Origin of the sequence: Clostridium sp. SHJSY1 (assembly GCF_031626875.1) — a bacterium.
Classification (GTDB): Bacteria; Bacillota; Clostridia; order Clostridiales; family Clostridiaceae; genus Clostridium.
Genome location: NZ_JANDMF010000022.1, coordinates 19511 through 42396, shown reverse-complemented (window position 1 = coordinate 42396; position 22886 = coordinate 19511). Strand labels below are relative to the sequence as shown.

At 29.0% G+C, this 22886-nt stretch carries 16 protein-coding genes; 13 read left to right on the top strand and 3 right to left on the bottom strand.

The window, feature by feature from the left end; all coding sequences use genetic code 11:
- The first annotated feature begins 36 nt into the window (after positions 1 to 36).
- Positions 37 to 429 (top strand): hypothetical protein, encoded by a 393-nt coding sequence (locus NNC19_RS11515; RefSeq protein ID WP_310938801.1) that lies wholly within the window; start codon positions 37 to 39, stop codon positions 427 to 429.
- Positions 430 to 468: 39 nt separating this feature from the next.
- Here NNC19_RS11515 and NNC19_RS11510 read toward each other — a convergent pair whose 3' ends face one another.
- On the bottom strand, positions 469 to 1284 hold the full coding sequence (locus NNC19_RS11510; RefSeq protein WP_310938800.1) for an AraC family transcriptional regulator: 816 nt from the start codon (positions 1282 to 1284) through the stop codon (positions 469 to 471).
- A gap of 167 nt (positions 1285 to 1451) precedes the next feature.
- Between NNC19_RS11510 and NNC19_RS11505 the strand changes: the two genes are divergently transcribed.
- The 8 genes from NNC19_RS11505 (at position 1452) to NNC19_RS11470 (ending at position 12007) form a co-directional block, all read left to right on the top strand.
- Positions 1452 to 4742: a sugar-binding domain-containing protein gene (locus tag NNC19_RS11505; protein WP_310938799.1), complete on the top strand. Its 3291-nt coding sequence runs from the start codon at positions 1452 to 1454 to the stop codon at positions 4740 to 4742.
- Between the two features lie 116 nt (positions 4743 to 4858).
- Positions 4859 to 5992 carry a rhamnogalacturonan acetylesterase gene (locus NNC19_RS11500; protein ID WP_310938798.1) on the top strand — a complete coding sequence of 378 codons (1134 nt, stop codon included), beginning with the start codon at positions 4859 to 4861 and terminating at the stop codon, positions 5990 to 5992.
- 84 nt (positions 5993 to 6076) lie between these two features.
- Positions 6077 to 7345, top strand: coding sequence for a right-handed parallel beta-helix repeat-containing protein (locus tag NNC19_RS11495; RefSeq protein WP_310938797.1), 1269 nt, complete (start codon positions 6077 to 6079; stop codon positions 7343 to 7345).
- A gap of 268 nt (positions 7346 to 7613) precedes the next feature.
- Positions 7614 to 9143 (top strand): MFS transporter, encoded by a 1530-nt coding sequence (locus NNC19_RS11490; protein ID WP_310938796.1) that lies wholly within the window; start codon positions 7614 to 7616, stop codon positions 9141 to 9143.
- Positions 9144 to 9202: 59 nt separating this feature from the next.
- Positions 9203 to 9985, top strand: coding sequence for a sialate O-acetylesterase (locus tag NNC19_RS11485; protein WP_310938795.1), 783 nt, complete (start codon positions 9203 to 9205; stop codon positions 9983 to 9985).
- 72 nt (positions 9986 to 10057) lie between these two features.
- Positions 10058 to 10927, top strand: a complete 870-nt coding sequence (locus tag NNC19_RS11480) for a polysaccharide deacetylase family protein (protein WP_310938794.1) — start codon at positions 10058 to 10060, stop codon at positions 10925 to 10927.
- 29 nt (positions 10928 to 10956) lie between these two features.
- Positions 10957 to 11805: an SGNH/GDSL hydrolase family protein gene (locus NNC19_RS11475; protein ID WP_310938793.1), complete on the top strand. Its 849-nt coding sequence runs from the start codon at positions 10957 to 10959 to the stop codon at positions 11803 to 11805.
- Positions 11738 to 12007 (top strand): hypothetical protein, encoded by a 270-nt coding sequence (locus NNC19_RS11470; RefSeq protein ID WP_310938792.1) that lies wholly within the window; start codon positions 11738 to 11740, stop codon positions 12005 to 12007. The genes NNC19_RS11475 and NNC19_RS11470 overlap by 68 nt, the downstream gene beginning before the upstream one ends.
- An 84-nt stretch (positions 12008 to 12091) precedes the next feature.
- Here the strand turns inward: NNC19_RS11470 and NNC19_RS11465 are convergent, their stop codons facing one another.
- Complete coding sequence (locus NNC19_RS11465; RefSeq protein ID WP_310938791.1) at positions 12092 to 13339, bottom strand: choice-of-anchor A family protein; 1248 nt, start codon at positions 13337 to 13339, stop codon at positions 12092 to 12094.
- 315 nt (positions 13340 to 13654) lie between these two features.
- Positions 13655 to 15358 (bottom strand): cellulase family glycosylhydrolase, encoded by a 1704-nt coding sequence (locus NNC19_RS11460; protein ID WP_310938790.1) that lies wholly within the window; start codon positions 15356 to 15358, stop codon positions 13655 to 13657.
- 341 nt (positions 15359 to 15699) lie between these two features.
- On the opposite strand from NNC19_RS11460, the gene NNC19_RS11455 reads away from it, so the two are divergent.
- The 4 genes from NNC19_RS11455 (at position 15700) to NNC19_RS11440 (ending at position 22872) form a co-directional block, all read left to right on the top strand.
- Positions 15700 to 16659: a tRNA dihydrouridine synthase gene (locus NNC19_RS11455; RefSeq protein WP_396136413.1), complete on the top strand. Its 960-nt coding sequence runs from the start codon at positions 15700 to 15702 to the stop codon at positions 16657 to 16659.
- Positions 16659 to 20693, top strand: coding sequence for a leucine-rich repeat domain-containing protein (locus NNC19_RS11450; protein WP_310938788.1), 4035 nt, complete (start codon positions 16659 to 16661; stop codon positions 20691 to 20693). The genes NNC19_RS11455 and NNC19_RS11450 overlap by 1 nt, the downstream gene beginning before the upstream one ends.
- Complete coding sequence (locus tag NNC19_RS11445) at positions 20690 to 21763, top strand: aldo/keto reductase (RefSeq protein ID WP_310938787.1); 1074 nt, start codon at positions 20690 to 20692, stop codon at positions 21761 to 21763. Before NNC19_RS11450 ends, NNC19_RS11445 begins: the two co-directional genes overlap by 4 nt.
- A 467-nt stretch (positions 21764 to 22230) precedes the next feature.
- Positions 22231 to 22872 carry a M15 family metallopeptidase gene (locus NNC19_RS11440; protein ID WP_396136414.1) on the top strand — a complete coding sequence of 214 codons (642 nt, stop codon included), beginning with the start codon at positions 22231 to 22233 and terminating at the stop codon, positions 22870 to 22872.
- Positions 22873 to 22886 lie beyond the last annotated feature (14 nt).

Genomic DNA, 22886 nt, shown 5'->3' with positions numbered 1-22886 from the left:
TTTTATTAAAAGAAATATAGTTAGGAGTAGGTAAATATGCACGATTTTGAAAAAGCTTATGAAAAGTTTTTTGAAAAAAATAAAAAATATTCATATTTGAAGGATGAAGCAACTAAAAAAATTTATAAACAAGTTTTTAATCCAGAGAGTATTGCAAAGATGATCAATGCTATTGAATATAATAAACCTGCAGTTTTGGGAGTATTAGATTTGGTTGAAGAACACTTTGGAGAAAATAATATAGAAGATCAGTGGAAAAGAAGTTTTGGAGCATGGATTGCATTTGTGCTAAAACCATTTGGTTTTGTAAATAAATATCAAATGAAGCTAGGAAATAAAACATCAAAATTTTCTAGTGGGGCATGTTATCGTAAAGGTGAAAATTGTTATAAAAAGTTAGTAGTGAAATATGAAATTTTAGAATATTGATGATTTTTTTATGTTAAAAAATAGAATGATTTAGGTGTTTTATAAATGTAATTTGTTATATTTAGTTGGTGAATAACCTGTAATTTGTTTAAAAGTTCGAATGAAATTGGAATAATCATTAAATCCAGATAAGAAACAAGCTTCAGAAACATTTTTACCCTCAGACAATAGTTGTTTAGCTAAAGTAATCCTTTTTAAAAGAATTAAATTATAAATAGTACTTCCAGTTTCTTTTTTAAATAACCTTCCAAGGTATGATTTATTTAAAGAAAAATACTCACTAATAATATTTAAAGATAAATCTTCAGTTAAGTGATTATCTATAAACTTTAAAATATCCTGTAATTTTTCTGATAAAGGATATTGCTCTAATAAAATTTCATCATGTTTATAAATTTTATTAATGAAAATTAACATCTGTATTAAGTAAGTTGTAGCTAAAACATCATCTCCATAATTTTCATAATGAGAATTTTCTATCAGCTTCGTGGCAAGTGCTAAGTAAATATTCAATTGTTTCTTAGATAATAAAATAGCATTATTTTCGCCCTTTTTTCTATTCAAGAAACATGAAAGTAAATTAGTATGTTCAGTAGAAAAATCTTTTGCTATTTCAGGAGGAAAGGAAATAACAATGCGTTCATATGTTTTTGATGAAAGATTAGCAGCCATATGAATTTCGTTGTTAGTAAACATTAATAAAGTTCCTCTTGTTAAATGATATATGGATTTTTCTACAAAATAATTAACATCACCTTGAAGAAAAAGATAAAGTTCAAAAGAATTATGTAAATGAAAATGGTCAGGTTTAACAACGCTAGATAGGTTTCTTAATGCAAATATTTTTTCAGGCATGATACTCCTCCTAATAGTCGATATACGCAATATATAGGTCTAAATATGCAAAGAAATTCCAATAATGTTATTATATACTTTAAATAGAAAATAATCAATTATAAGTAAGTTGCTTAATTGCTATAAAGCTTAAAACTTGAAAAATTCTATTTAAAGGAGTAATTTAAATGAAATATCAAATCCAAAGAAGTCAGTCAAAAGTATATAATTTTAATTATGAATGGAAATTTAAATTAGCAAATGCTTTTCCATTAAAACTTGCATTGGATAATAACAAAGATTTAAATGGACATTATTTTTATGAGAAAGAATATGAAGAAAATGAATGGAAAGAAGTGAGCGTGCCTCATACATATAATGATGAAGATTTGTTTGTTAATCGTATTGAGGATGCTGGGAGTGGACAAAAAAGAACCTTTGCATTTTATAGAAAATGGTTCAAAATACCTAATGAACATTCAGGCAAAAAAGTGTTAATTGAGTTTGAAGGGATTCGACAATCTTGCTATTTATACATAAATGAAAAGATGGCAGGGTATTATGAAGCTGGAGTAGCTCCTTTTGCTTTTGATCTTACAAATTATGTTGAGTATGAAAGCGATAACTTAATCGCTATAGCAACAGATAATACAGCATCGAGAAATTTAAATATTTTTATGGCTGAAACACCAAATAAGCCAGATGTAATACCAGGTTCTTATATAGCGTCTCAAAAAAATTGGGATGAGATTCCAAAGGAGCAACAAGGGCTAGCCTATCAGTGGAATTGTAATGACTTTAATCCATCTGTTGGAGGCTTAACAAAAAATATTAGATTGCATATTAAACCAAAAGTTTATATAACATTACCTATTTATAGTAACTTACAAACAAAAGGTGTTTATATTTATGGGAAAAAATATAATATAGCAGAAAAAAGTGCAGAAATTCATGTTGAAGCAGAAATACGTAATGAAACAAACAAGAAGCAGTCAGTAGTTATAGAAACAGTTATAGTAAATCATAAGTGTGAGGTTGTAGGAACCATTAATTCTGAAGCATTAGTAGTAGATTCTATTACACTACCTAAAACTTTACCATTGTCAATTGTATCTGAAGATGCTTATATTAAGGAAAGTAACAGTAAACATTATGTACCAATAAATGATGAAATGGAAGTAGGTAAGATAAAAACAGAATCTCTTCTAGTTACTAAAGTAACAAGTTTTGATAAAATAGAAAATTTGCGCTTTTGGAGCACTGAAGATCCCTATTTATATAAAGTATATATAAATCTTTTAGTTGATGGAGAAATTTTAGACACAGTAAAAATTACAACTGGCTTTAGAAAAGTATCATATGATTCATCTAAAGGAATAATGATTAATGATATAAAAACATGGCTTACAGGATATGCTCAACGTTCAACAAATGAATGGGCTGCTATAGGAGTTGCTCCTAATTGGCTTAAAGATATGGATGCAAAGTTAATTCGTGAAAGTAATGCAAATCATATTAGATGGATGCATGTTGCAGCTTGTCCAGCAGATATTCAATCTTGTGATAGATATGGTATTGTATGCACACAACCAGCAGGAGATAAAGAACGTGAAAGTCATGGCAGACAATGGGATCAGCGTGTAGAGCTTATGAGAGATATTATTATATATTTTAGAAATAATCCATCTATATTTTTTTGGGAAGCTGGGAATAATGCAATAGGAAAAGAACATATGAAAGAGATGAGATTATTAAAGGAAGAGTTAGATCAAAATGGTGGTCGATATATGGGATGTAGAACTTTATCTACTGAAGATGTTGTTTCTGAAGCAGAATATGTAGGAACTATGCTTAATCGTCATGCAGCTCGTTTCCAATCAGAAAAAATGGCAATTACTGAAACAGAGTATCTTAGAGAAGAATCGCCAAGAAGGGTTTGGGATGATTTTTCTTTACCAGATTTTGATTATGATAATCGTTGGCTTGGAAGAAGTGGAAAAAAGCAAAATGGTGGAGATTGTCATGATTTAACAGCTGAAGATTTTGCTATTGTATCTGCAAAAGGATATAGTGAATTTTTTAATAATAGAATTGGTGGTGCTTCTAAGAAAAATTTATATTCATCAGCAGCAGCTCTTTGTTGGACCGACTCAGCACAACATGGTAGACAAGCAGGGAGCGAAAATGCACGTATGAGTGGACGAGTAGATCCTGTACGTATTAAAAAGCAAAGTTTTGATGTTTTTCAAACAATGCAGTCAGCTGAACCATTGGTGAAAATAATTGGTCATTGGAATTACCCTAAAGAAGATGGAATTAATTATCGATATAGTAAAAAGAAATTTAATGGAGTTATATGGAAGAAGTCAGGAGATTTTGGTTATAGAAATCCAAAGGATAAAACAGTGTATGTTGTAGGTAGTTATTCAGTTGGAAAAATTGAGTTATATATTAATAATAATTTAATAGGAAGTTGCGATAACCCATTAAACACATTTATTTTTCCATTTGATCATATTGATGTTACAAAGTCAGGATATATTTTAGCAAAAGGTTATGATTACAATGGTAAATTGGTAGCAGAGGATAGAATTGATACAGCCTTAAAACCTGCTTCAATTAAGTTAATGCCTCATACATGTAGTAAAGGGCTTATAGCAGATGGAGCAGATATTGCATATTTTGATGTAGAAGTACTTGATGAAAAAGGAGAAGTATGTCCTTTATGTTTTGAAAGAATTGATTTTGAAATTAGTGGAGAAGGCGAATTTCTAGGTGGATATAATAGTGGAAAGTATAATGGATATGGAAAAGAAGATAGTGTAATTCATAAAAGTCATGTTTATGCAGAGTGTGGAAATAATAGAGTATTTGTACGTTCTACATATAATGCAGGAGATATTGTTTTAAAAGCAAAAATGGAAGGCGTACCAGAATCTAAAGTTATAATTTCTAGTAAAAATGTAAATCTTGGTGCACTTGCAATAGAGGAACCACAAATACTTGATATAAAGTACTCAGACATGTCACCAGTAGTTATAGAAAAATTTAAATCTACTGATGAAGCTGATGATAAGAAATATAAGTTAGAGAATAAAATGATAGTTAAAGTAAATGTTAATGGAAATGAAGTAGATACTTTATCATATGGTATGCAAAATGTATATGAAAATGGTAGTGTTTGGGGACCAGTTCTTTTAATGTTAGAACGAATAAAAAATACACGTCCTGAAGCATTTGATTATACTTATGACAAAGAAAAAAATATTCTCACTTTAACAAGTGGTGGACATATAGTGAAAGCAGAAGTTGGAAGAACACATTTATTAGTTGATGGAGAAGAAAATTTGTTGAATGGAGAACCGGTGTTATATGCAGGAGAATTTTTGTGGATGGAGATAAATGCAATTGTTAGCTACATTGAGGGAGTACAAACCTATTATGATGATAAAATAAATGTATTTCATGTTAAGATTTAAGTTGAATAATAGTAATTAAGTTTTTATTGTTCTTCTCATTTTAATAAAATTGTCTTTTAGTGAGAAGAACAATATTTATATAAAGCAACATATTGGAAAATTATGAGGGGGATATTATGAAATTAAAAAAAGTTTTTTTAATTTGTATGATTATATTGCAATTAGTAGTCATACAAAAATCGAAAGAAAAATGTTTTGCTACTGAAAATGATAATGTAAACATTGAGGAGGTGTCTCTTAGTGTAGCAAATAATTATAATAAATCCTTTGAAAATAGTGCTTTAAAAAATAAATTACAAGGTACTAATCCAATTAAATTTCATTTAGATGTACCACCTGGTAATTATGATGTAACAGTAGAATTAGGTGACAAGTATACATCTGCTTCAACGTCTGTGGAAGGAGAAGCAAGAAGAGCAATGATAGGAGAAACATATACTAGGTCTGGTCACATTTTAAAGAGAAAATTCACAATAAATGTAAGAGAACCAGAAGCTCAACCAACAGGAGAAGGTGGAAATGGTATTCCTGGATTAGACATTACTTTTTTGGGGCAATCACCCAAAGTAAATGGAATTAAAGTTGCAGCAGCTAAGAAGTCACAAATGGTATATTTGGTAGGGGATTCTACTGTATGTGATAGATTAGCTGCTCCTTATGCAGGATGGGGAGAGATGATTCCACAATATTTCAAATCTCATACATGTATTGCTAATTATGCTGATTGTGGAGAAAGCTCAAGTACATTTCTGAATACAGCAACTCTTTTTCCATATATAAAACAAATATTAAAGCCTAATGATTATGTACTTATTCAATTTGGACATAATGATAAAACTAGCACTGCAGATGAGTATAGTAATAATTTAAACACATATGTTTCAGAGTGTAGAAAAGTTGGAGCTATCCCTGTATTAGTAACTCCACCTGTTCGTAGAAATTTCAATAGTGATAATAAAACACTATCAGATACTTCTCTTCATGTTAATAGTTTTGGTGTTAATCTTCCAGGGATAATGAAAGAAGTGGCTATTAAAAATAATGTCCCTTTAATTGACTTAACATCAAAAAGTAAAGAACTTGTAGAATCTTTAGGGATAGATGGATGTAAAAAGCTATATCTAACAATGGAGGATGATGGAATTGAAGATCACACTCATTTTTCAGAATATGGTGCAAATGAAATGGCTAAACTTGTTGTTCAAGAAATTAAAGAATTGAAAATTCCTATAACTTCAAAGCTTAGGTAACATAAGTCGTAATAATTGATAACGAGAAGAAATATATAATGCGAAATTAGAATTTATAAAAAAATGTATTTGGGAGGAAATTATATGAAAAGTTTAATTAAAAAATTGTATTTCTGTGTTATTGTAATTTTGTTTGGTGTGTCAATAATAGCGGGAAAAACAGCATCCGCATATACTACTGGTACAGAATCATTTAACTGTTTTCATAAATGTTATTACATAGAAACAGATGGCAGTGATGATAATCCAGGAACTATAAAAAAACCATTTGCAAGTATTGCAAAAGCACAAGAGGTAGCAACATCTGGAGACACTGTATTTATACGTGGTGGTATCTATAAAAAATTTAGTATAGCTGATACAAATTCACTTTATAATTATGTTAATGAAATTAATAAAAGTGGAATAACATATAGAGGATATGATTCAGAAGTTCCAGTTTTTGATTTTTCAAATATAACAACTGAAAAACGTGTATGTGCATTTTATATAACATCAAATGCAAAAGATGTTAAATTTCAATCAATTAAGGTAACAGGTGTTCCTATAGGTTTGCAAAAACAATCAGAGTGCTTTAGAATTGAGGGAAAAAATATAACGTTTGAGAAGTTGACTTGTTCTGATAATCAAGCAATTGGTTTCTATTTTACAGGATATGCTACAGGAACATGCTATAGATGTGATGCTTGCAACAATATTGGAGTTGAAGGTATATCAATTGGAAATATAGATGGTTTTGGAGCTCATGGAGATGGTGTGAAATTTAAAGAATGTCGCTCATGGAACAATAGTGATGATGGTTATGATTGTATTAATTCAAAAGGTGCTAATACCTTTGATTCATGTTGGGCATTTAATATGAATCAAGGTGGCGATTCTAATGGATTTAAAGTTGGGGGATGGGGGAAAAAACCAATAGATTTTACACCTCCAGTTCATAACGTTAAAAATTGTATTGCTGCTAATAATGATGCACATGGATTTTATTCAAATCATCAACCAGGACAAGCAGCAACATGGATTCACAATACTGCATATGACAATAAGAAAGGAAATTTCTATATGCTTGAATGTGCAACAATAAGTGATCCTACAGATATTCCAGGAACAAGAGAAGTTTTAAAATATAATCTTTCATATAAAAATAATACATTAGATTTAGCAAATATTTCATCAGAAAATAATAAAAATAATTCTTGGAATTTAGCTGAAGATGATATTTCTGCGGATAATTTTAAAAGTTTAGATGTTAATCAACTTTCTAAAGATAGGGGATCAGATGGTGCTCTTCCTAAAATAACATTTATGAAAGTAACTTGTAAGAGTAAATTTAAAGGATTAGGTTGTTTCTAGAGAGAGAAAGAGTATTAGAATATTACTAGGAAGTTTAGTTCCTAGTAATATTTTTTATATAAAAAAATAAAAAACTGATTATTGAAATTGAAAGATTTATATGAGGTCAATATACGCAATATATAAGTCTAAATACGCAAAGAAAATGCAATAATTTTACTATATAATTAATTTAAGGATAAAAATATTGTATTTTTGTAAACGTTAACTTGATTTTGTTTTATCTATAAATTTGCTTTGCGCTATAAAAATAAAGGAGGAAATTAATATGTTATCATCAAGAAATACTAATAAAAAGCTTAAATTGATTAATAAAATTGGATATACAAGTTATCAATTTACAGTTGCTACTGGGGGATTAGAAACTGCCTGGAGAATGTATTTTTATACAACTTTCTGTGGTATATCCATAGTTTTAGCTACAACATTACTTACTATAAGCAAAGTAATAACAACTATAATGACTCCAATAGTTGGATATATCAGTGATAATTTATATAAAACAAAGTTTGGCAAGCGCTTTGGAAGAAGAAAAGGACTTCTTTTAATAGGCATGCCATTAAGGATAATTACAGCTCCATTATATTGGATACCTAATATGCCAGTAGCATATTATTGCATAATAATGATTTCTATGGCATTTATAGGACCTTTAATGTCTGTTTCTCAAACAACTTTTGCCACTGAAATGTCAAGTAATTCAGCTGAGCGTGCCCAATTAGCAGGACTTAATCAAGCATCAGGTGCAATAGTAGGTATAGCAGGATCATTGTTTTTAGTAAAATTATTCAGTATGTTTGGACAGAATAATTCTAGTACATTTTTTATAGCAGCTATTATATATGATTGTGTACAAGTCTTGGCTTGTGTATTCTTCTATTTATCAGTGTTTGAACGTCCAGTGGATGAATCTACAGTTGTAGTTACTAGGGAGAAACCTTCATTAATTAAAGGGTTTATAAAAGTAGTTGTTAATTTTAAATCAGCAATACAATTAAAAGCATATAGACAATATCTTGCAATGTATATGTCTGAGCAGATGTTTAGATCTATGGATGGAAAGATAAATACCTATTTTATAGTTTTTGTATTACTTTTAGAGCCTAAATCAGTATCTCTTTCCAAAAGTGTGGGGTTTGTATTTGGAATAATGTTTTTAACATTTTTTATATGGTTAACAGCAAAAACCAAAGGTACATTTACTTATAGAATAGGTGGGTATGCTTCAATAGTAATTCTTTTAGCATTTGGATATCTTGGGGTATTTAGGCCTGAACATACACAATTATATCTATTAATTTTAACTGTTGCTATGAATTTTGGAAAAACTGGACTTGTTAATTCAATACAATTCATATACACATTTATACCAGATTTAGATGAAATAGTAACAGGTAAAAGAAGAGAAGGATCATATGCTGGAGTTAATGCATTTATAGATGAATTATTTACTACAGTTGAAGGAATTCTAATTGGAGTAATTTTACAATTTACTGGATTTGTATCCAATGCTACTACTCAACCACAATCTACTATTAATTCATTAATGGTTTTATATGTAATAGTTCCAATAATATTAATTACAATAGGAATAGTAATATCTTTCAAATTCAAATTAACTGTAGAGAATCATCAAATATTAGAAGCAGAAGTTGATAGATTAAAGAGTGGTGGGTCTAAAGCTGATGTAAAAGAAGAAGTTAAGGTATTGGTTAAAGAACTAACAGGATTTGATTATGAAAGATGTTGGGGAAATAATACTTTGATAAATAGTAATAAAGAGAAGCAATATGTTTAAGATTTATTCTTAAATATGAATTATATTATCATATATAAGAAAGGATAAGAATAAATAAAATGGATAGTAAGTATCATATAGAAAATAAAAAAAATCAAAATAGAACTATAGATTTAGCTATATTTATGGGACAAAGTAATATGGCTGGAAGAGGAGATTCATTTGAAGCACCAATGGTATCTAAAGGACATGGATATGAATTTAGAGCTATTAGTGATCCAACAAAACTATATGATATTGTTGAGCCATTTGGAGTAAATGAAAATAATGATTATGGGATTAGTGAACCTGAAATGAAAACAGGTTCATTAATCTCTTCTTTTGTAATCTCTTATTATAAGGTTACAGATATTCCATTAGTGTGTATATCAGCATCTAAAGGGGGATCATCTATAAGTAAATGGAAACCTAATGGAAATTACTTAAATGACTCTGTGAATAGATTAAAGGAAGCAAAAAAATATTTAATCAACAATGGATATATAATAAGAAGAAAATTTATGGTTTGGTGTCAAGGTGAAACTGATGGTGATCATAATATGTCTGAATTAGAATATAAGGAAAAATTTAAGGCAATAGTTGAAGAAATGATTGGTAATGGAATTGAAAAGTGTTTTCTAATTTGCATAGGGAACCATAGAGATTTACCAAAACAATATATGAGTATCATAAAAGCACAAATAGATTTTTGTAAAGAGTCTGAAAATGTAGTGTTAGTATCAACGCAATTTAAGAAAATGGCTGAATTGGGATTGATGAAAGATTCTTTTCATTATAAACAAATTGCATATAATATGGTAGGTACAGAGGCAGGAAATAATGTTGGGTTATATAATAAATGATTAATAACCTATTATATATTGAATAGCAAGTGGAAAGGAAGTGAGGGTTTAGAAGTTCATAATATAAAAAATATGAACTTGCTAAACAGAATAATGAAATTTCATAAAACAAAAATGTTGTTTCCAGAAGGAAAAATTAAGGCACTTACAATGAGTTATGATGATGGTGTAACTCAAGATAAAAGGCTTATACAAATATTTAACAGACATGGGATAAAAGGAACTTTTAATCTTAACTCAGGCTCATTTGGACAACAGGATGAAAAAATAATAAAAGGAGTAAGAGTAAATCATTCTCACATACCTATTAAAGAAATAAAGGAAGTGTATGCTAACCATGAGGTAGCAATACACACATTAACTCATGCAAACCTAGGAGAATTACCTAAAGACACTGTAATATATGAAATAATAGAAGATAAGAAGAATTTAGAGGAGCTTGTTGGTTATCCTGTGCGTGGAATGGCTTATCCTTTTGGCTCTTATAATAATGATGTTTTAGATGCTCTAAAACAGTTAAATATAGAATATTCAAGAACGGTAAAAATACATGAAAAATTTCATTTACCAAATGATTTTATTGAATGGGAAACCACATGTCATCATGGAAATAAAGAAATTTTTAATTTGGCCAAAAAGTTTGTAGAAAGCAATGAGTTAAGTCTATTTTATATATGGGGGCATAGTTATGAATTTGATATAAATGATAATTGGAAATTTATTGAGAAATTCTGTGAAGTTATTGGGAATAATGATAAAATATGGTATGCCACTAATATTGAAATTGTTGACTATGTTAATGCGGTAAAATCCTTGAAGTTTTCAACTACAGGTTCAAGTGTTTATAATCCATCTGGACAAGATGTTTGGATTAGTATTAATAGTAATCCCTATAAAATTAGTAAGGGAAGAATTGAAAAAATAGATATAGTTAGTTTATGATGCATGGAAAATAAGAGGGGGAAATTAACTTGAAAAATGAGACATTAGGAAAAAGTGATAATGAGGAAGATATGAATAAAGAAATAACTATATGGATTGTTGGAGATTCAACAGTTAGTTGTTTTGAAGATAATTATTACTATGTAAGATATGGATGGGGAACTCAGATTGAAAATTATCTTGATAAAACAGTATCTGTAAAAAATATTGCTTTATCTGGAAGGAGTTCTAAAAGTTTTATAGTTGAGGCAGAATATAATTTACTTCTAAATGGAATGAAAAAAGGGGATTATTTACTTGTAGGGTTTGGACATAATGATGAGAAATTAGAAATAGAGAGATATACAAATCCAAATGGAACATATTTAGAAGAGGACACATTTGCAAATTCTTTATATAAAAATTATATTAAACCAGCTGAATTTGTAGGATGTAAAGTAATACTATGTACACCTATAGTTAGAAGAACAAAGACAGGCGAGTGGGAAAATTTAAATCTTCATATTACAAAAACTTCAGAGGAATTTGAAGGTGGAGATTATTCAGAGGTTATTAGAAAGTTAGGAAAAACATTTAATGTACCAGTGATTGATATGACTTTGTTAACTAAAGGTCTGTATGATAAATTAGGAATAGATGAAACTATATATTTACATGCATGGTTATCATCAAAATCAGTAAGTGTGGACAATACACATACAAATATTTGGGGAGCAAAATATAATGCATATTTAATAACAGAAAGAATTAAAGAATTAGGAATAAAGGGGATTGCAGAACATGTAATCAACTCAAAAGCACCAATTAAGAATGAAGTTTTATTCCCAAATCCAACCTACAGAACATCAATATATACATCCAATCTTAGAAGGAGATAACATAAATCTTTCTATTGAAGGAAATTCAGATGGATATGTTTGTAGATTTGGATGTGAAGCTACAATAACTGGAGAGTTTGATTTTAAGCTTACAAGTATTGATCCTGAATATATTTATATTGGAATGTTTGTGGCAAGAAATGCAGATGTTACATTTAGAGATATTAAGTTAATAGTTGATGGAATTGAAATAGTTCCTTAAATTAAGAGAATAGTTTAATAATTTAAACCCTAGTCATGTTATTAATCATAGCTAGGGTATTTATATAAGTATATAATTTTTTTATTAACTAAATTTACGTGAGAAAATTAAAGCTATGATACTAGCACCTAAAAGAAAAAGTGTAATATTAAGGCTTTTTGTATCTCCTGTTTTAGGACTATCAGTAGTTTCTTTTGCTTCTGTTGAATTCTCTAAATTAGTTTTTCCAGCTGTATTATTTTCAACTATATCTGAATTTGTATTTGTATTTTTATTTATTTCAGTTTTAGATGTTGTTTCTTTTGCTGTATTAAAAGTATCTTCATTAGATTTAGATTCTGCTTTTTTAGGGGTAGTAACATTTTTGGTTATATTATCTGAAGATTGTTCTTTATTTGAATTTTTTTCACTTGATGTAGTGGTTGTCTTACTTTTGTCATCAGTTGAAATTGAACCATTAAAAGGATGATTATGTACTTCAAATCCTGAATTGTAATTATAGAAATTATTTAACACAATGGTACCTTCTATATTTCCAGATCCCTTAGCATCAAATGTAGCATATGGAGCCAAAATACTTCCTTTTACTGAAATACTATATAAATTTAATGTCTCAGTTTGCGGAAAATTCCATAACCATCTCTTATAAATATTTTCAGATGGAATATTCATTTTGTAAAAAATAGATAAGTTTCCTATTTCTGTATTTTTACCTATTATATTTATAATTACTGTTGCACTTTCAGGAACATCAAGATTTATCCCATTTATTCCTTTTAGGTTGTCACTTGTTATGTTAAAGACGATTAAAGTTTCATTAGACCCTTTTAAATTTAATTGACCATAATTATTGGAAACGCTTCCATTAGGAGTCAATGAATTCAATTCTTTTGTTTTTGTATAAAGATAATTTTTTTCTTGATTAAAATCAATAATATTTTCTTTTTTTGGTTGATTTGAAATATTGTTGTTATTTGTCATTGTATAATTAATAACTTTGCCTTTAGAACCAATTGAGGTATTTCCGTTAAAATTATTTCCGCCAATTGCGGTTAATGTATTTCCTACAATAAGATCACTTCTACTATTAGACATATCTAAAGAATTCCCTATACTATAATTTTCATAAGTTGCATTATTGCCAACCGCAACCCTTCCAGTTGTGTCAGAATTCTTGTGGATATGGTCATTAAGAACAAATATGCTGAAGTCAGACGCTGTCCCTAATGCATTAGAGCTAGTACTACCGTACACATACATTGATTTGTAAGAAAACAAAGAAATACAAATAGAAGTAAGAATTAAAATTATTTTTTTTACTTTTGGTTTCATTATTACACTCCTCTATAAAATATGTTAATTTATTGATTGAACAACAAATAAATCAAATACAAGAAAAACAATACTACAAATGTATAAGCATGTCAATATGTAATATTTTATGGCGAAAAGTGTTTGATAATAAGTTTGCATGTTGTGAAAAAAAGAATAAAAATGTAGAATTTTATATTTTCTTTTGGTGATTTTTAGATAAAAGATTAATATAAGAAGTTAGAATATGAGAGTTAAATATATATTTATAATTGTAAATATCAGAATAAACCCCACAGCAATTTTACTGTGAGGCATTTTAAGATTATCAATATATTATTTAACCAAACAAGGTGTTCCATTTAACATGAAGTTTGTTGGTTTTGTATTTGAACCAATATAATTTATATTATATACAAGAGTTTGAGTTCCGCCATTAGCAGCTATATAATTATGATAATTATCACTTGTAACATTTATAGTTGAACCACTTTTTGTATAAGTACCATTCCACATATCAGTGATAGATTGGTTATTAGGTAAAGTCCATGATAATTTCCAACCATTTATAGGAGTAGAACTATTATTTTTTATAGTTAAATGAATAGTTGCTCCAGACCCCCAATCAGGGGATACTTCATATGTAATATCTTGAGCAGAAACATTAGAAGCAGAATTAGCAGTTCTTAATGTAAAATTTCTTGGTTGAGTATTTGAACCACTATAGTTTATATTATATACAAGAGTTTGAGTTCCACCATTAGCAGCAATATAACTATGAGAACTATCACTTGTAACATTTATATTTGACTTATTTTGCGTATAAGTACCATTCCACATAGCAGTAATAGATTGATTGTTAGGTAAAGCCCATGATAACGTCCAACCATTTATTGGAGTAGAGTTATTATTCTTTATAGTTAATTGAACAGTTGCTCCAGTCCCCCAATCAGTTGTAATTGCAGATGTTACATCTACATTAGAAACTATTTTTCCTGTTGGTTCTTGAACAGGTGTATCAGTAACTGGTGTTGTTGATGAAACACCACTAATATTTTTCTTTACAAATAGGCCCGAAGTTGTAAGATCAGAATCACTCCAACCACCATTTGTATTTGCATTAGATTTTAATGCTGAAGATGATTGAGTAGTATTAGATAAAGACCAGTTAATCCAGCTTATTTTTTTTGAATTCATAAAGTCAATCCATTGCTGAGATTTATCTAAATATGGACCACCATCTCCAGAAGCATCAGAAGTTCCCCACTCAGATACAAAAACAGCTGAGCCTTTTGACATAGCAGTATTTATTTTATCTCTAAGCTCTTGCCCATGTGATCCAGCATAGAAATGACAAGCATACATTATATTAGAGTATGATAAAGGATTGCTTGCAGCAACATCCACATCTTGGCTCCAATTGCTTGTACCAACAATGATTATATTATCAGGATCTATAGCTCTTATAGCAGGAATTATATAGTCAGCATAAGGTTTTATATCATTTGACCAATTAACTCCATTTGGTTCATTACAAATTTCATATATTACATTTGGAGTATTTCCATATGTTTTAGCCATTTCTTGAAAGAATGATTTTGCTTGTTCCTTATAAGTATTAGGATTGTTATCACTCAGTATGTGCCAGTCAATAACTACATACATCTTTAAATCAATAGCAGCTTGAACTATTTCTTTAACTCTTGCTTTTGTTGTTGTTGGGTTTGAGATGTATCCATTTTCGCCAGTATACATTGCAGCACGCACAACATTAACACCCCAGTTGTCTCTTAAAAATTTCATGCTATCATAATTCATGTAGTTTCCAACAGACCATTGAAGTCCATGTGAACTCATTCCTTTTAACTGAATAGCATTACCATTAGCATCACACAATTGACTTCTGCTTACTTTAAGTTGGCTAACAGAAGTTGTAGCAGCCTCTACCTTATAAGGTTTTGAGCTTACCATTGCAAATAACATCATTATACCAGCAATGGCTAGTGTGAATCCTCTTTTAAAAAATCTAGTCTTTTTCATATCAAAAAACAAATTAATCCCCCCAGTGTAAATGATTTATCATGTGTTTAATAATATTTTAGTTTTCTGTTTTATCATTTATATTTCCAAAAACTTAGCCAAAGGCGACTATTCATCACTCCTTTCGTAATTATTTTTAAATACAAAATAGATAAAAATGTAGTTATTTGTAATAAAATAACATATGAAGTAAAATATTATAAAGGCATTATAACATAAAATTACAAAATGTCCTAAATAATCTGAGGAGTATTTATGCAAATTATTATAAAAACATAAATTCATAGAAAAATATAGTATACTATTAAAAAGTGAATATGTTTGTAGGGAGAGTGTTTAATTTGGAGATAAAAGAATTAAGAATTGGAAATATAGTGCTACCATCAAATGTTCTTATGGCGCCTCTTGCTAGTTATACTTGTTATCCTTTTAGAATTATGTGTAGTGAACTAGGTGCAGGATTGTGCTTTACAGAGATGGTAAACTGTAATGCTCTTAGATATCAAGATAAAGAGACTAGAAAATTACTTTTTACAACTGAAAAAGAAAAGATAAAAGCAGCTCAATTAATAGGTTCTGATCCAAGGATAATAGAGAAAATGGCAATAAGTGATTATCTCCAAGAGTTTGACATAATAGATATAAATATGGGGTGTCCAGTACCAAATGTATTTAAAAGTGGGCAAGGAAGTGCTCTTCTTGCAGATTTAAAAAAATCATCAGAAATTATTAAAGGTTGCAAAAAGAGTGGTAAAGTAGTTACTGTAAAATTTCGTGTGGGAATTCTAGAGGATAAAATGATTGCAGCAGAATTTGCAAAGGTGTGCGAAGATTCAGGGGCAGATATGATTACTGTTCATGGAAGAAGTAGAAATATGATGTATTATGGGGATCCATATTTTGACCAAATAGAGGAGGCAAAATCAGTTGTTAAAATACCTGTAATTGCAAATGGAGGTGTTTTTTCTGCAGAGGATGCAAAAAAGATGATGGATCTTACAGGAGCAGATGGGGTGATGATTGCAAGATATGCTATTGAAAATCCATTTATATTTAGTGAACTTACCCATAAAGAAATTAAAAAAAGTAAATATACATTTTTAATTGAACAGGTTGATTTAACAGCAAAATATTATGATGAAACCTTCACAATTGCATATATTAAAAAAATTGCAGCATATTGGGTGAGAGCACAAAAGGAAACTAGACAGTATAAAGATGAATTATATAAATGTGGTAATATAGAGGAACTAAAATATACTATAAAAAAAATATTTGATGAAGGAAAGAGGCTGGATTAATGGAAGCAGGATTTATTATAAAGAATGGAATTTTAGAAAGATATACACTTAGAGAGGCTAAAGTTATTGTTCCAGAGAAAGTTAAAGTAATAGGCAAAGGAGCATTTAAAGGGTGTGCATCTATAGAAGAAATAATTCTTCCTGAAACTATAACAGATATTATGGATACTGCCTTTAAAGGATGTAGAAAATTAAAAAAAATCAACTTTCCTTCAAATCTTAAATTTATAGGAGAATATGCTTTTCATCGTTGCCATTCTTTAGAAAGAGTAGAATTACCCTTATCAATAAAAAGTCTCAGTAACTGTGTGTTTCTATATTGTGATAATCTTGAATATGTTTCTATGCTAGGGATAAAACATCTAGGTAAACAAGTGTTTTCAAATGATGTGAATCTAAAAAATGTAGAAGTCTCATGTGATTTGGATATATCATCCATATGTGATGTGTTTACAGGATGCGGGAAAATTTCTAAAATAACTTTAAGTGATGGAGCTATTTTTAATATGGAAAGTGCAATTGAAATAATATCATCAAATTCAGATGTTCATCCTGTAATTAAAGCAATTGCTAAAGATATATATAGAATGATGGAAATAGAAAACGGAATTTTATCAAGATTTCTTATAAATGTGAAAGATATAGATGTTCCAAAGGGAATAACTGCTATTGGGAAAAGTTGTTTCTTTGATAAAAAGGGTGTGATTTCTATAAAACTTCCTAAAACTCTAACTGAAATTGGGAGTAGGGCATTTAGAAATTGCATAAATTTAGAGAGAATAGAGTTTGCTAATGATAAAGTTAATATAAGTTCTGATGCTTTTAAAAACTGTACAACATTAAAATTTATTACATTGTCAGATGGAAGTACATATGAAATTAAAGGGCATTTGAATACATATGATGAGAATATTCATCCAATAGTACATATAATTCATTCACAACTACTAAATAACTTTTTTATTAGTGGCACTACATTGATTAAATACAGAGGAAATGAGGAGAGAGTAGCTGTTCCAGAAGGAATAACAGTAATTGGAGAAAAAGCTTTTGCAGGAAATGAAGCAATTGGGAGAGTAATTTTACCAAGGTCTATAAAAGAAATTCATGAAGGAGCATTTATGGATTGTTTGCTTTTACAAACAATAAATCTTCAAGAAGGATTGGAGAAGCTAGGTGAATCTGCTTTTGAAAATTGTGTAAAAATTAAATCGATAGAATTACCTGAAACACTGACTTTGATAGAAAAATCCACATTTAATAGATGCAAAAATTTAAGTGATGTTAGGTTTGGAAATCAATTAAGAGAAATTAGCAATCAAGCTTTTTATGGTTGTAACTCATTAAAGAATATACAATTCCCAGAAAAGTTGAAGAGTATAGGAGATTTGGCTTTCTATAAATGTAGCTGTATAAAAGAAATATATTTACCAAAGTCATTGAATAGGCTTGGAAATAATGTGTTTACAAAATCAGGTATAAGACAGGCAATTATTGATTGTGATTCAAAGGAATGTGGTACTGATATACTTTCAGAATGTAATAAATTGAACAAGTTAACTTTTTGTGATGGAGTAAAATCTATTGGAGATAAATTTGCATTTAGATGTACATCGCTAAAATATGTTAACCTTCCAAAATCTATTGAGTATATTGGTAGAAATGCTTTTGAAGATAGTATTTATATAAAGAATAATATAGAAGATAGCAACATTTTTATGGATGGGAAAAGCCTTTCTGGAGATGTTGTAATTCCAGAGGGAACAACTATTATTGCAGGAGGAGCTTTTTATGGAAATACAAAAATTACATCTATAAAATTACCTAAATCGCTTAAAAGAATTGGAGCAAGGTGTTTTTGTGGGTGTACCTCTATTAAAGAAGTTATACTACCTAACAGTATAGCAAAGCTTGAAGAAGGAGTTTTTTCATATTGCACATCATTAGAAAAGGTTATAGCAGAAGGTGAAATTACATATATACATGATAATGCATTTTATGGATGTAGTGAAATATTAAAAGTTCCATCAAGAGATGCTTTATATATAGGTGAAAATGCTTTTAGTGGTTGCAAAAGACTTGAAAATATTATGGTAAACTGTGTAGATATACAGGCAGATGCTTTTAGAAATACTGCTTTTTTAGAGAAATTAAAAAGTAATTCAAAGCTTGTCATAATATCAAATACAGTTGTTGATGGCAAAGAGTTTGTAGGGGAGATAATAATTCCAGAAGGTGTAGTAAATATTTTGCCATATGCTTTTTCAAGAAATGATAATATAACTAGTGTCGTATTTCCACAAAGTCTTATAAATATAGGTGAAGGTGCTTTTTCTGGATGTAGAAACATAAAAAAAGTTGATTTTCCAGCATCATTAAGAAATATTGCCAAGAGAGCATTTGAAAAATGTGTGTCATTAATAGAGGTAGGTGGATATGTTCAAGAAATAGGAACTGGGACATTTTCGTATTGTACAAATCTTAAGTATATTACATTTAAAGGCACAACAACTTTTGGAAAAGAAGCATTTTGTGGATGTAGATCTCTTGAGGTATGCAAATGTAAAGAGTTAGAACATATAGGTAAAGGTTGCTTTTATGAATGTAAATCATTAAAAAATTTTGAGTTTAAAAATATAAAGCAGATAGAAGAAGAAGCTTTTTATGGTTGTATTTCATTAAAATGTATTTGTTTAAATAGTACAACATATATTTCAGCTCATTGTTTTGAGGATTGTAGTGGTTTAGAAAAAATTCGATTAACATCTGAAGCGTTTATATTTGGAAGTTATGCTTTTGCAGGATGTACTGCAATTAAAGAAATAGGAATTGAAGATATTTATTATTCTACAGAAGATTATTTAGTAATATTAAAAAAAGAAATTCCTGACATAATAAAAGAGATATATAGTAATGCTATGAGTTGTTTTGATATAGATGAAAATTTGTCTATATTAAGGTATATAAATAAAGGAGTATGTATACACATTCCAAATGGCATCAAAAGAATTGAAAATGAAGTCTTTAAAGATGCCATGACACTTGAGGAAATATATATTCCTGAAAGTGTAGAATATATTGGAGAAAGAGCTTTTTACAATACAACATGGTTAGAGAATAAAAGAATAGAAAATGATATGGTAATTATAAATAACATATTAATTGATGCATCTTTTTGTAAAGGAGATGTAATAATACCTGACTATGTAAAGTTGGTTTCAGGATGGGCTTTTGTGAATTGTTATGACTTGACAGGAGTAACTTTTTCTTCTTCAAAAACAATTATAGAACAATATGCATTTAGAAATTGTATTAATCTAAAAAAGGTAGTTACTGCTGATGGAAAAGAATATAAATTAGAAAATATTTCAGATAGAGATAATGAAGCGTTACATAAAAGTGTAAAGCAAATATTTATGGACTGTTTAAATTGTTTTAAAACAAATGAAAGCAATAAGTTAGTTGAATGTACAGGAAATATTAAAAAATTAAATCTGATAGATGGAATAACTGATATTGGAGATAATGTGTTTAAAAGCAGTCATTTACTCACATATATAAATTTGACAAAAGATACTGAAATAATTGGTAAAAGTGCTTTTGAGCAATGTAAATCTCTTGTGTCAGTAAAAAATGCAGAGAGTGTGAAAAGAATAGAAAAGTTTGCTTTTCAAGCTTGCTATTCATTAGAAAGTATAGAGCTTTCAGATAAACTTGAATATATAGGATTGAGAGCTTTTGATAATTGTTCATCCTTAAAAAATATTATTATACCAGAAGGTATTACTGAAATTCCAGAAAAAACATTTTACAGATGCAAAAGTTTGGAAAGAGTGGTGTTACCATCAACATTAAAGAATATAAGAAAAGAAGCCTTTGCATTTTGTTATAGTTTGAAGGAAATAAATTTTCCAATAGGACTTGAAAGTATTGAATCAAGAACTTTTGCATGGTGTTCAAATCTTAATTCAAAAAAATTATTAGAAAATACTTTAGTAGAAGATGATTCTTTTAGTTTTGGTGGGGAGCTATGAGGTATAGATATTTAGGAAAAACAGGGGTAAAAGTATCTGAAATTTCATTTGGTACCATTCCTATACTTAGTGGTAATGTACCTGTTTTACCAGATTACTATAGTCCAGATGAAGAAACGGCAATAGATATAATGAAACATGCATTTAATTTAGGTTGTAACTTTTATGATACAGCAATAGTACCTGAGTATGGAGATGCAGAAATAAAATTAGGAAAGTTTGCTGGTAAGATAGGAAGAGAGAAGATTATCATATCAGATAAGGCAAGATTTTTTACTGGAGATGAGATGTATGAAGCTGTAAATAAATCCTGCGAGAATCTAGGAACATATTCAGATATATATTTTGTGCATCAAGTAGATGAAGGTAATGAAGATGTTACATTTGGAAAATATGGGGCAATAGATGCTTTAAATGAATTGAAGGCAGAAGGTAAAATAAGATTTATAGGGGTAGCGACACACTATTATGACATATTATTAAGAGGTGCAAAAGACAATAGGGTAGATGTGCTTCAAGGAAGTGGGAATATTTTTGAAAGAGGCATGCTAGATAGAATAGAAGGAGAAACACTGTTTAGAGAAAAGGGATTTATTCTAAATAAAGTTTATGCAGCAGGAATACTACCATCATTCTTCTCAGTGGAGAAACTAATATCTGGAGTGCTTTCATATCCTATTTCAAGTGCATTAATAGGAATTGGAACAAAGGAACAAGCAAATGAAGGATTAATAGAACCTGAAAATTATAATAGACCAAGTTTTTTAGAGGTAATATCAGAGCTTGAAAAGAGTTTTAAGCCAATTTTTTGCGATAGGTGTCAAAGGTGTAGATGTGTATATGGAACTGAAATACATATACTTTTTAGGCAGTATAATTATTATTTCATGGGGAAAGATTATTGGGCTCTTAGAAAACTTGATATGAGTATAAATGAAAGTGCATATAGGTGTAAAAAGTGTACAAATATGACATGTATGAAAGAGTGCCCATATGAAATAGATATACCTAAAACTGTGGATATGGTAAGAGAATTAATATATATTCATGTTAGAAATTCGTATATATAACTAAAGCTAACAAATAAGGAGGAAAGTAATGATTTATTTTACATCAGACACACATTTTTATCATAGTAATATTGTTAATTTTATTCCATTATCCAATTTTAGAATGGCAAGGATATTTTGGTGATGCAATTCATCTTTATGGACATGTACATAATTGTAGTAAAAATGAGGAGCAGAGAAAAAGATTAGATGATTTAAAAAACAATGAAAATAGGATGTATTTCCAGTTTGAGCTTACAAAAATCTAAATTGATATTTGTGAGTTTTTTTGTTGTGTTAAAAAATGGAATGGAATGTGTTAATATAAGTTTATAAAAAAAATATGAATTCATTTATTTTAGACAGTCTTATAAACTTAAGGTTTCTTAAGAAATTTTTATCAATGTTGTAAACTCTCTCTCCTATAATGAATTGGAAAGGGAGGGAATAATGTGAAGAATAAATTGAAAAAGATTATATTAATTATTATGATAAGTTGGACATTTTGTTATATCAAAGGTTGCACAAGCTTAAATGGAGGTGCAAGTTCAAATGATAAAGACAGACAAGTATCAGGAAATGTAAATTCAGAATTATTATTAGTAAATGAAAAGCATGGATTAAGCAAAGATTATGAGCCTCCAAATTTAACTATTCCCAAAATAGAATTTGCAGATGGAATAAGTTTTGAAGAAAAACATATAGCAGGAATTATAGCAAAGCCTTTAGAAGAATTGATAAAAAAGGCTAAAGATGAAGGAATAATATTACTTGGAAACTCAGGTTATAGATCATATAAATCTCAAGAAGAAATTTTTGAAAATAGAGTAAAAGTAGAAGGTAAAAAACTTGCAGTAGCATATGTAGCAAAACCAGGATTTAGCGAGCATCAAACAGGCTTATGTATTGATGTTACTAATAAAGATAAATATTTTGTGAATGGAACAAAAGAAGCAAAGTGGCTTACAAAAAATTGTTATAAATTCGGCTTTATTATAAGGTATCCAGCAGGTAAAAAAAACATTACTGGTATAGAATATGAACCTTGGCATATTAGGTATGTGGGAAAAACTGCTGCTAAGTATATTTATGATAATGAAATAACCTTGGAGGAGTATTTAGAAAAATAGATATATGATTGGGG

Excerpts from the sequence above, each read along its gene's own strand:
- NNC19_RS11515 (WP_310938801.1), top strand. The coding sequence starts at position 37 with ATGCACGATTTTGAAAAAGCTTATGAAAAGTTTTTTGAAAAAAATAAA.
- NNC19_RS11510 (WP_310938800.1), bottom strand. The coding sequence starts at position 1,284 with ATGCCTGAAAAAATATTTGCATTAAGAAACCTATCTAGCGTTGTTAAA.
- NNC19_RS11505 (WP_310938799.1), top strand. The coding sequence starts at position 1,452 with ATGAAATATCAAATCCAAAGAAGTCAGTCAAAAGTATATAATTTTAAT.
- NNC19_RS11500 (WP_310938798.1), top strand. The coding sequence starts at position 4,859 with ATGAAATTAAAAAAAGTTTTTTTAATTTGTATGATTATATTGCAATTA.
- NNC19_RS11495 (WP_310938797.1), top strand. The coding sequence starts at position 6,077 with ATGAAAAGTTTAATTAAAAAATTGTATTTCTGTGTTATTGTAATTTTG.
- NNC19_RS11490 (WP_310938796.1), top strand. The coding sequence starts at position 7,614 with ATGTTATCATCAAGAAATACTAATAAAAAGCTTAAATTGATTAATAAA.
- NNC19_RS11485 (WP_310938795.1), top strand. The coding sequence starts at position 9,203 with ATGGATAGTAAGTATCATATAGAAAATAAAAAAAATCAAAATAGAACT.
- NNC19_RS11480 (WP_310938794.1), top strand. The coding sequence starts at position 10,058 with ATGAACTTGCTAAACAGAATAATGAAATTTCATAAAACAAAAATGTTG.
- NNC19_RS11470 (WP_310938792.1), top strand. The coding sequence starts at position 11,738 with ATGAAGTTTTATTCCCAAATCCAACCTACAGAACATCAATATATACAT.
- NNC19_RS11465 (WP_310938791.1), bottom strand. The coding sequence starts at position 13,339 with ATGAAACCAAAAGTAAAAAAAATAATTTTAATTCTTACTTCTATTTGT.
- NNC19_RS11460 (WP_310938790.1), bottom strand. The coding sequence starts at position 15,358 with ATGAAAAAGACTAGATTTTTTAAAAGAGGATTCACACTAGCCATTGCT.
- NNC19_RS11450 (WP_310938788.1), top strand. The coding sequence starts at position 16,659 with ATGGAAGCAGGATTTATTATAAAGAATGGAATTTTAGAAAGATATACA.
- NNC19_RS11445 (WP_310938787.1), top strand. The coding sequence starts at position 20,690 with ATGAGGTATAGATATTTAGGAAAAACAGGGGTAAAAGTATCTGAAATT.
- NNC19_RS11440 (WP_396136414.1), top strand. The coding sequence starts at position 22,231 with ATGATAAGTTGGACATTTTGTTATATCAAAGGTTGCACAAGCTTAAAT.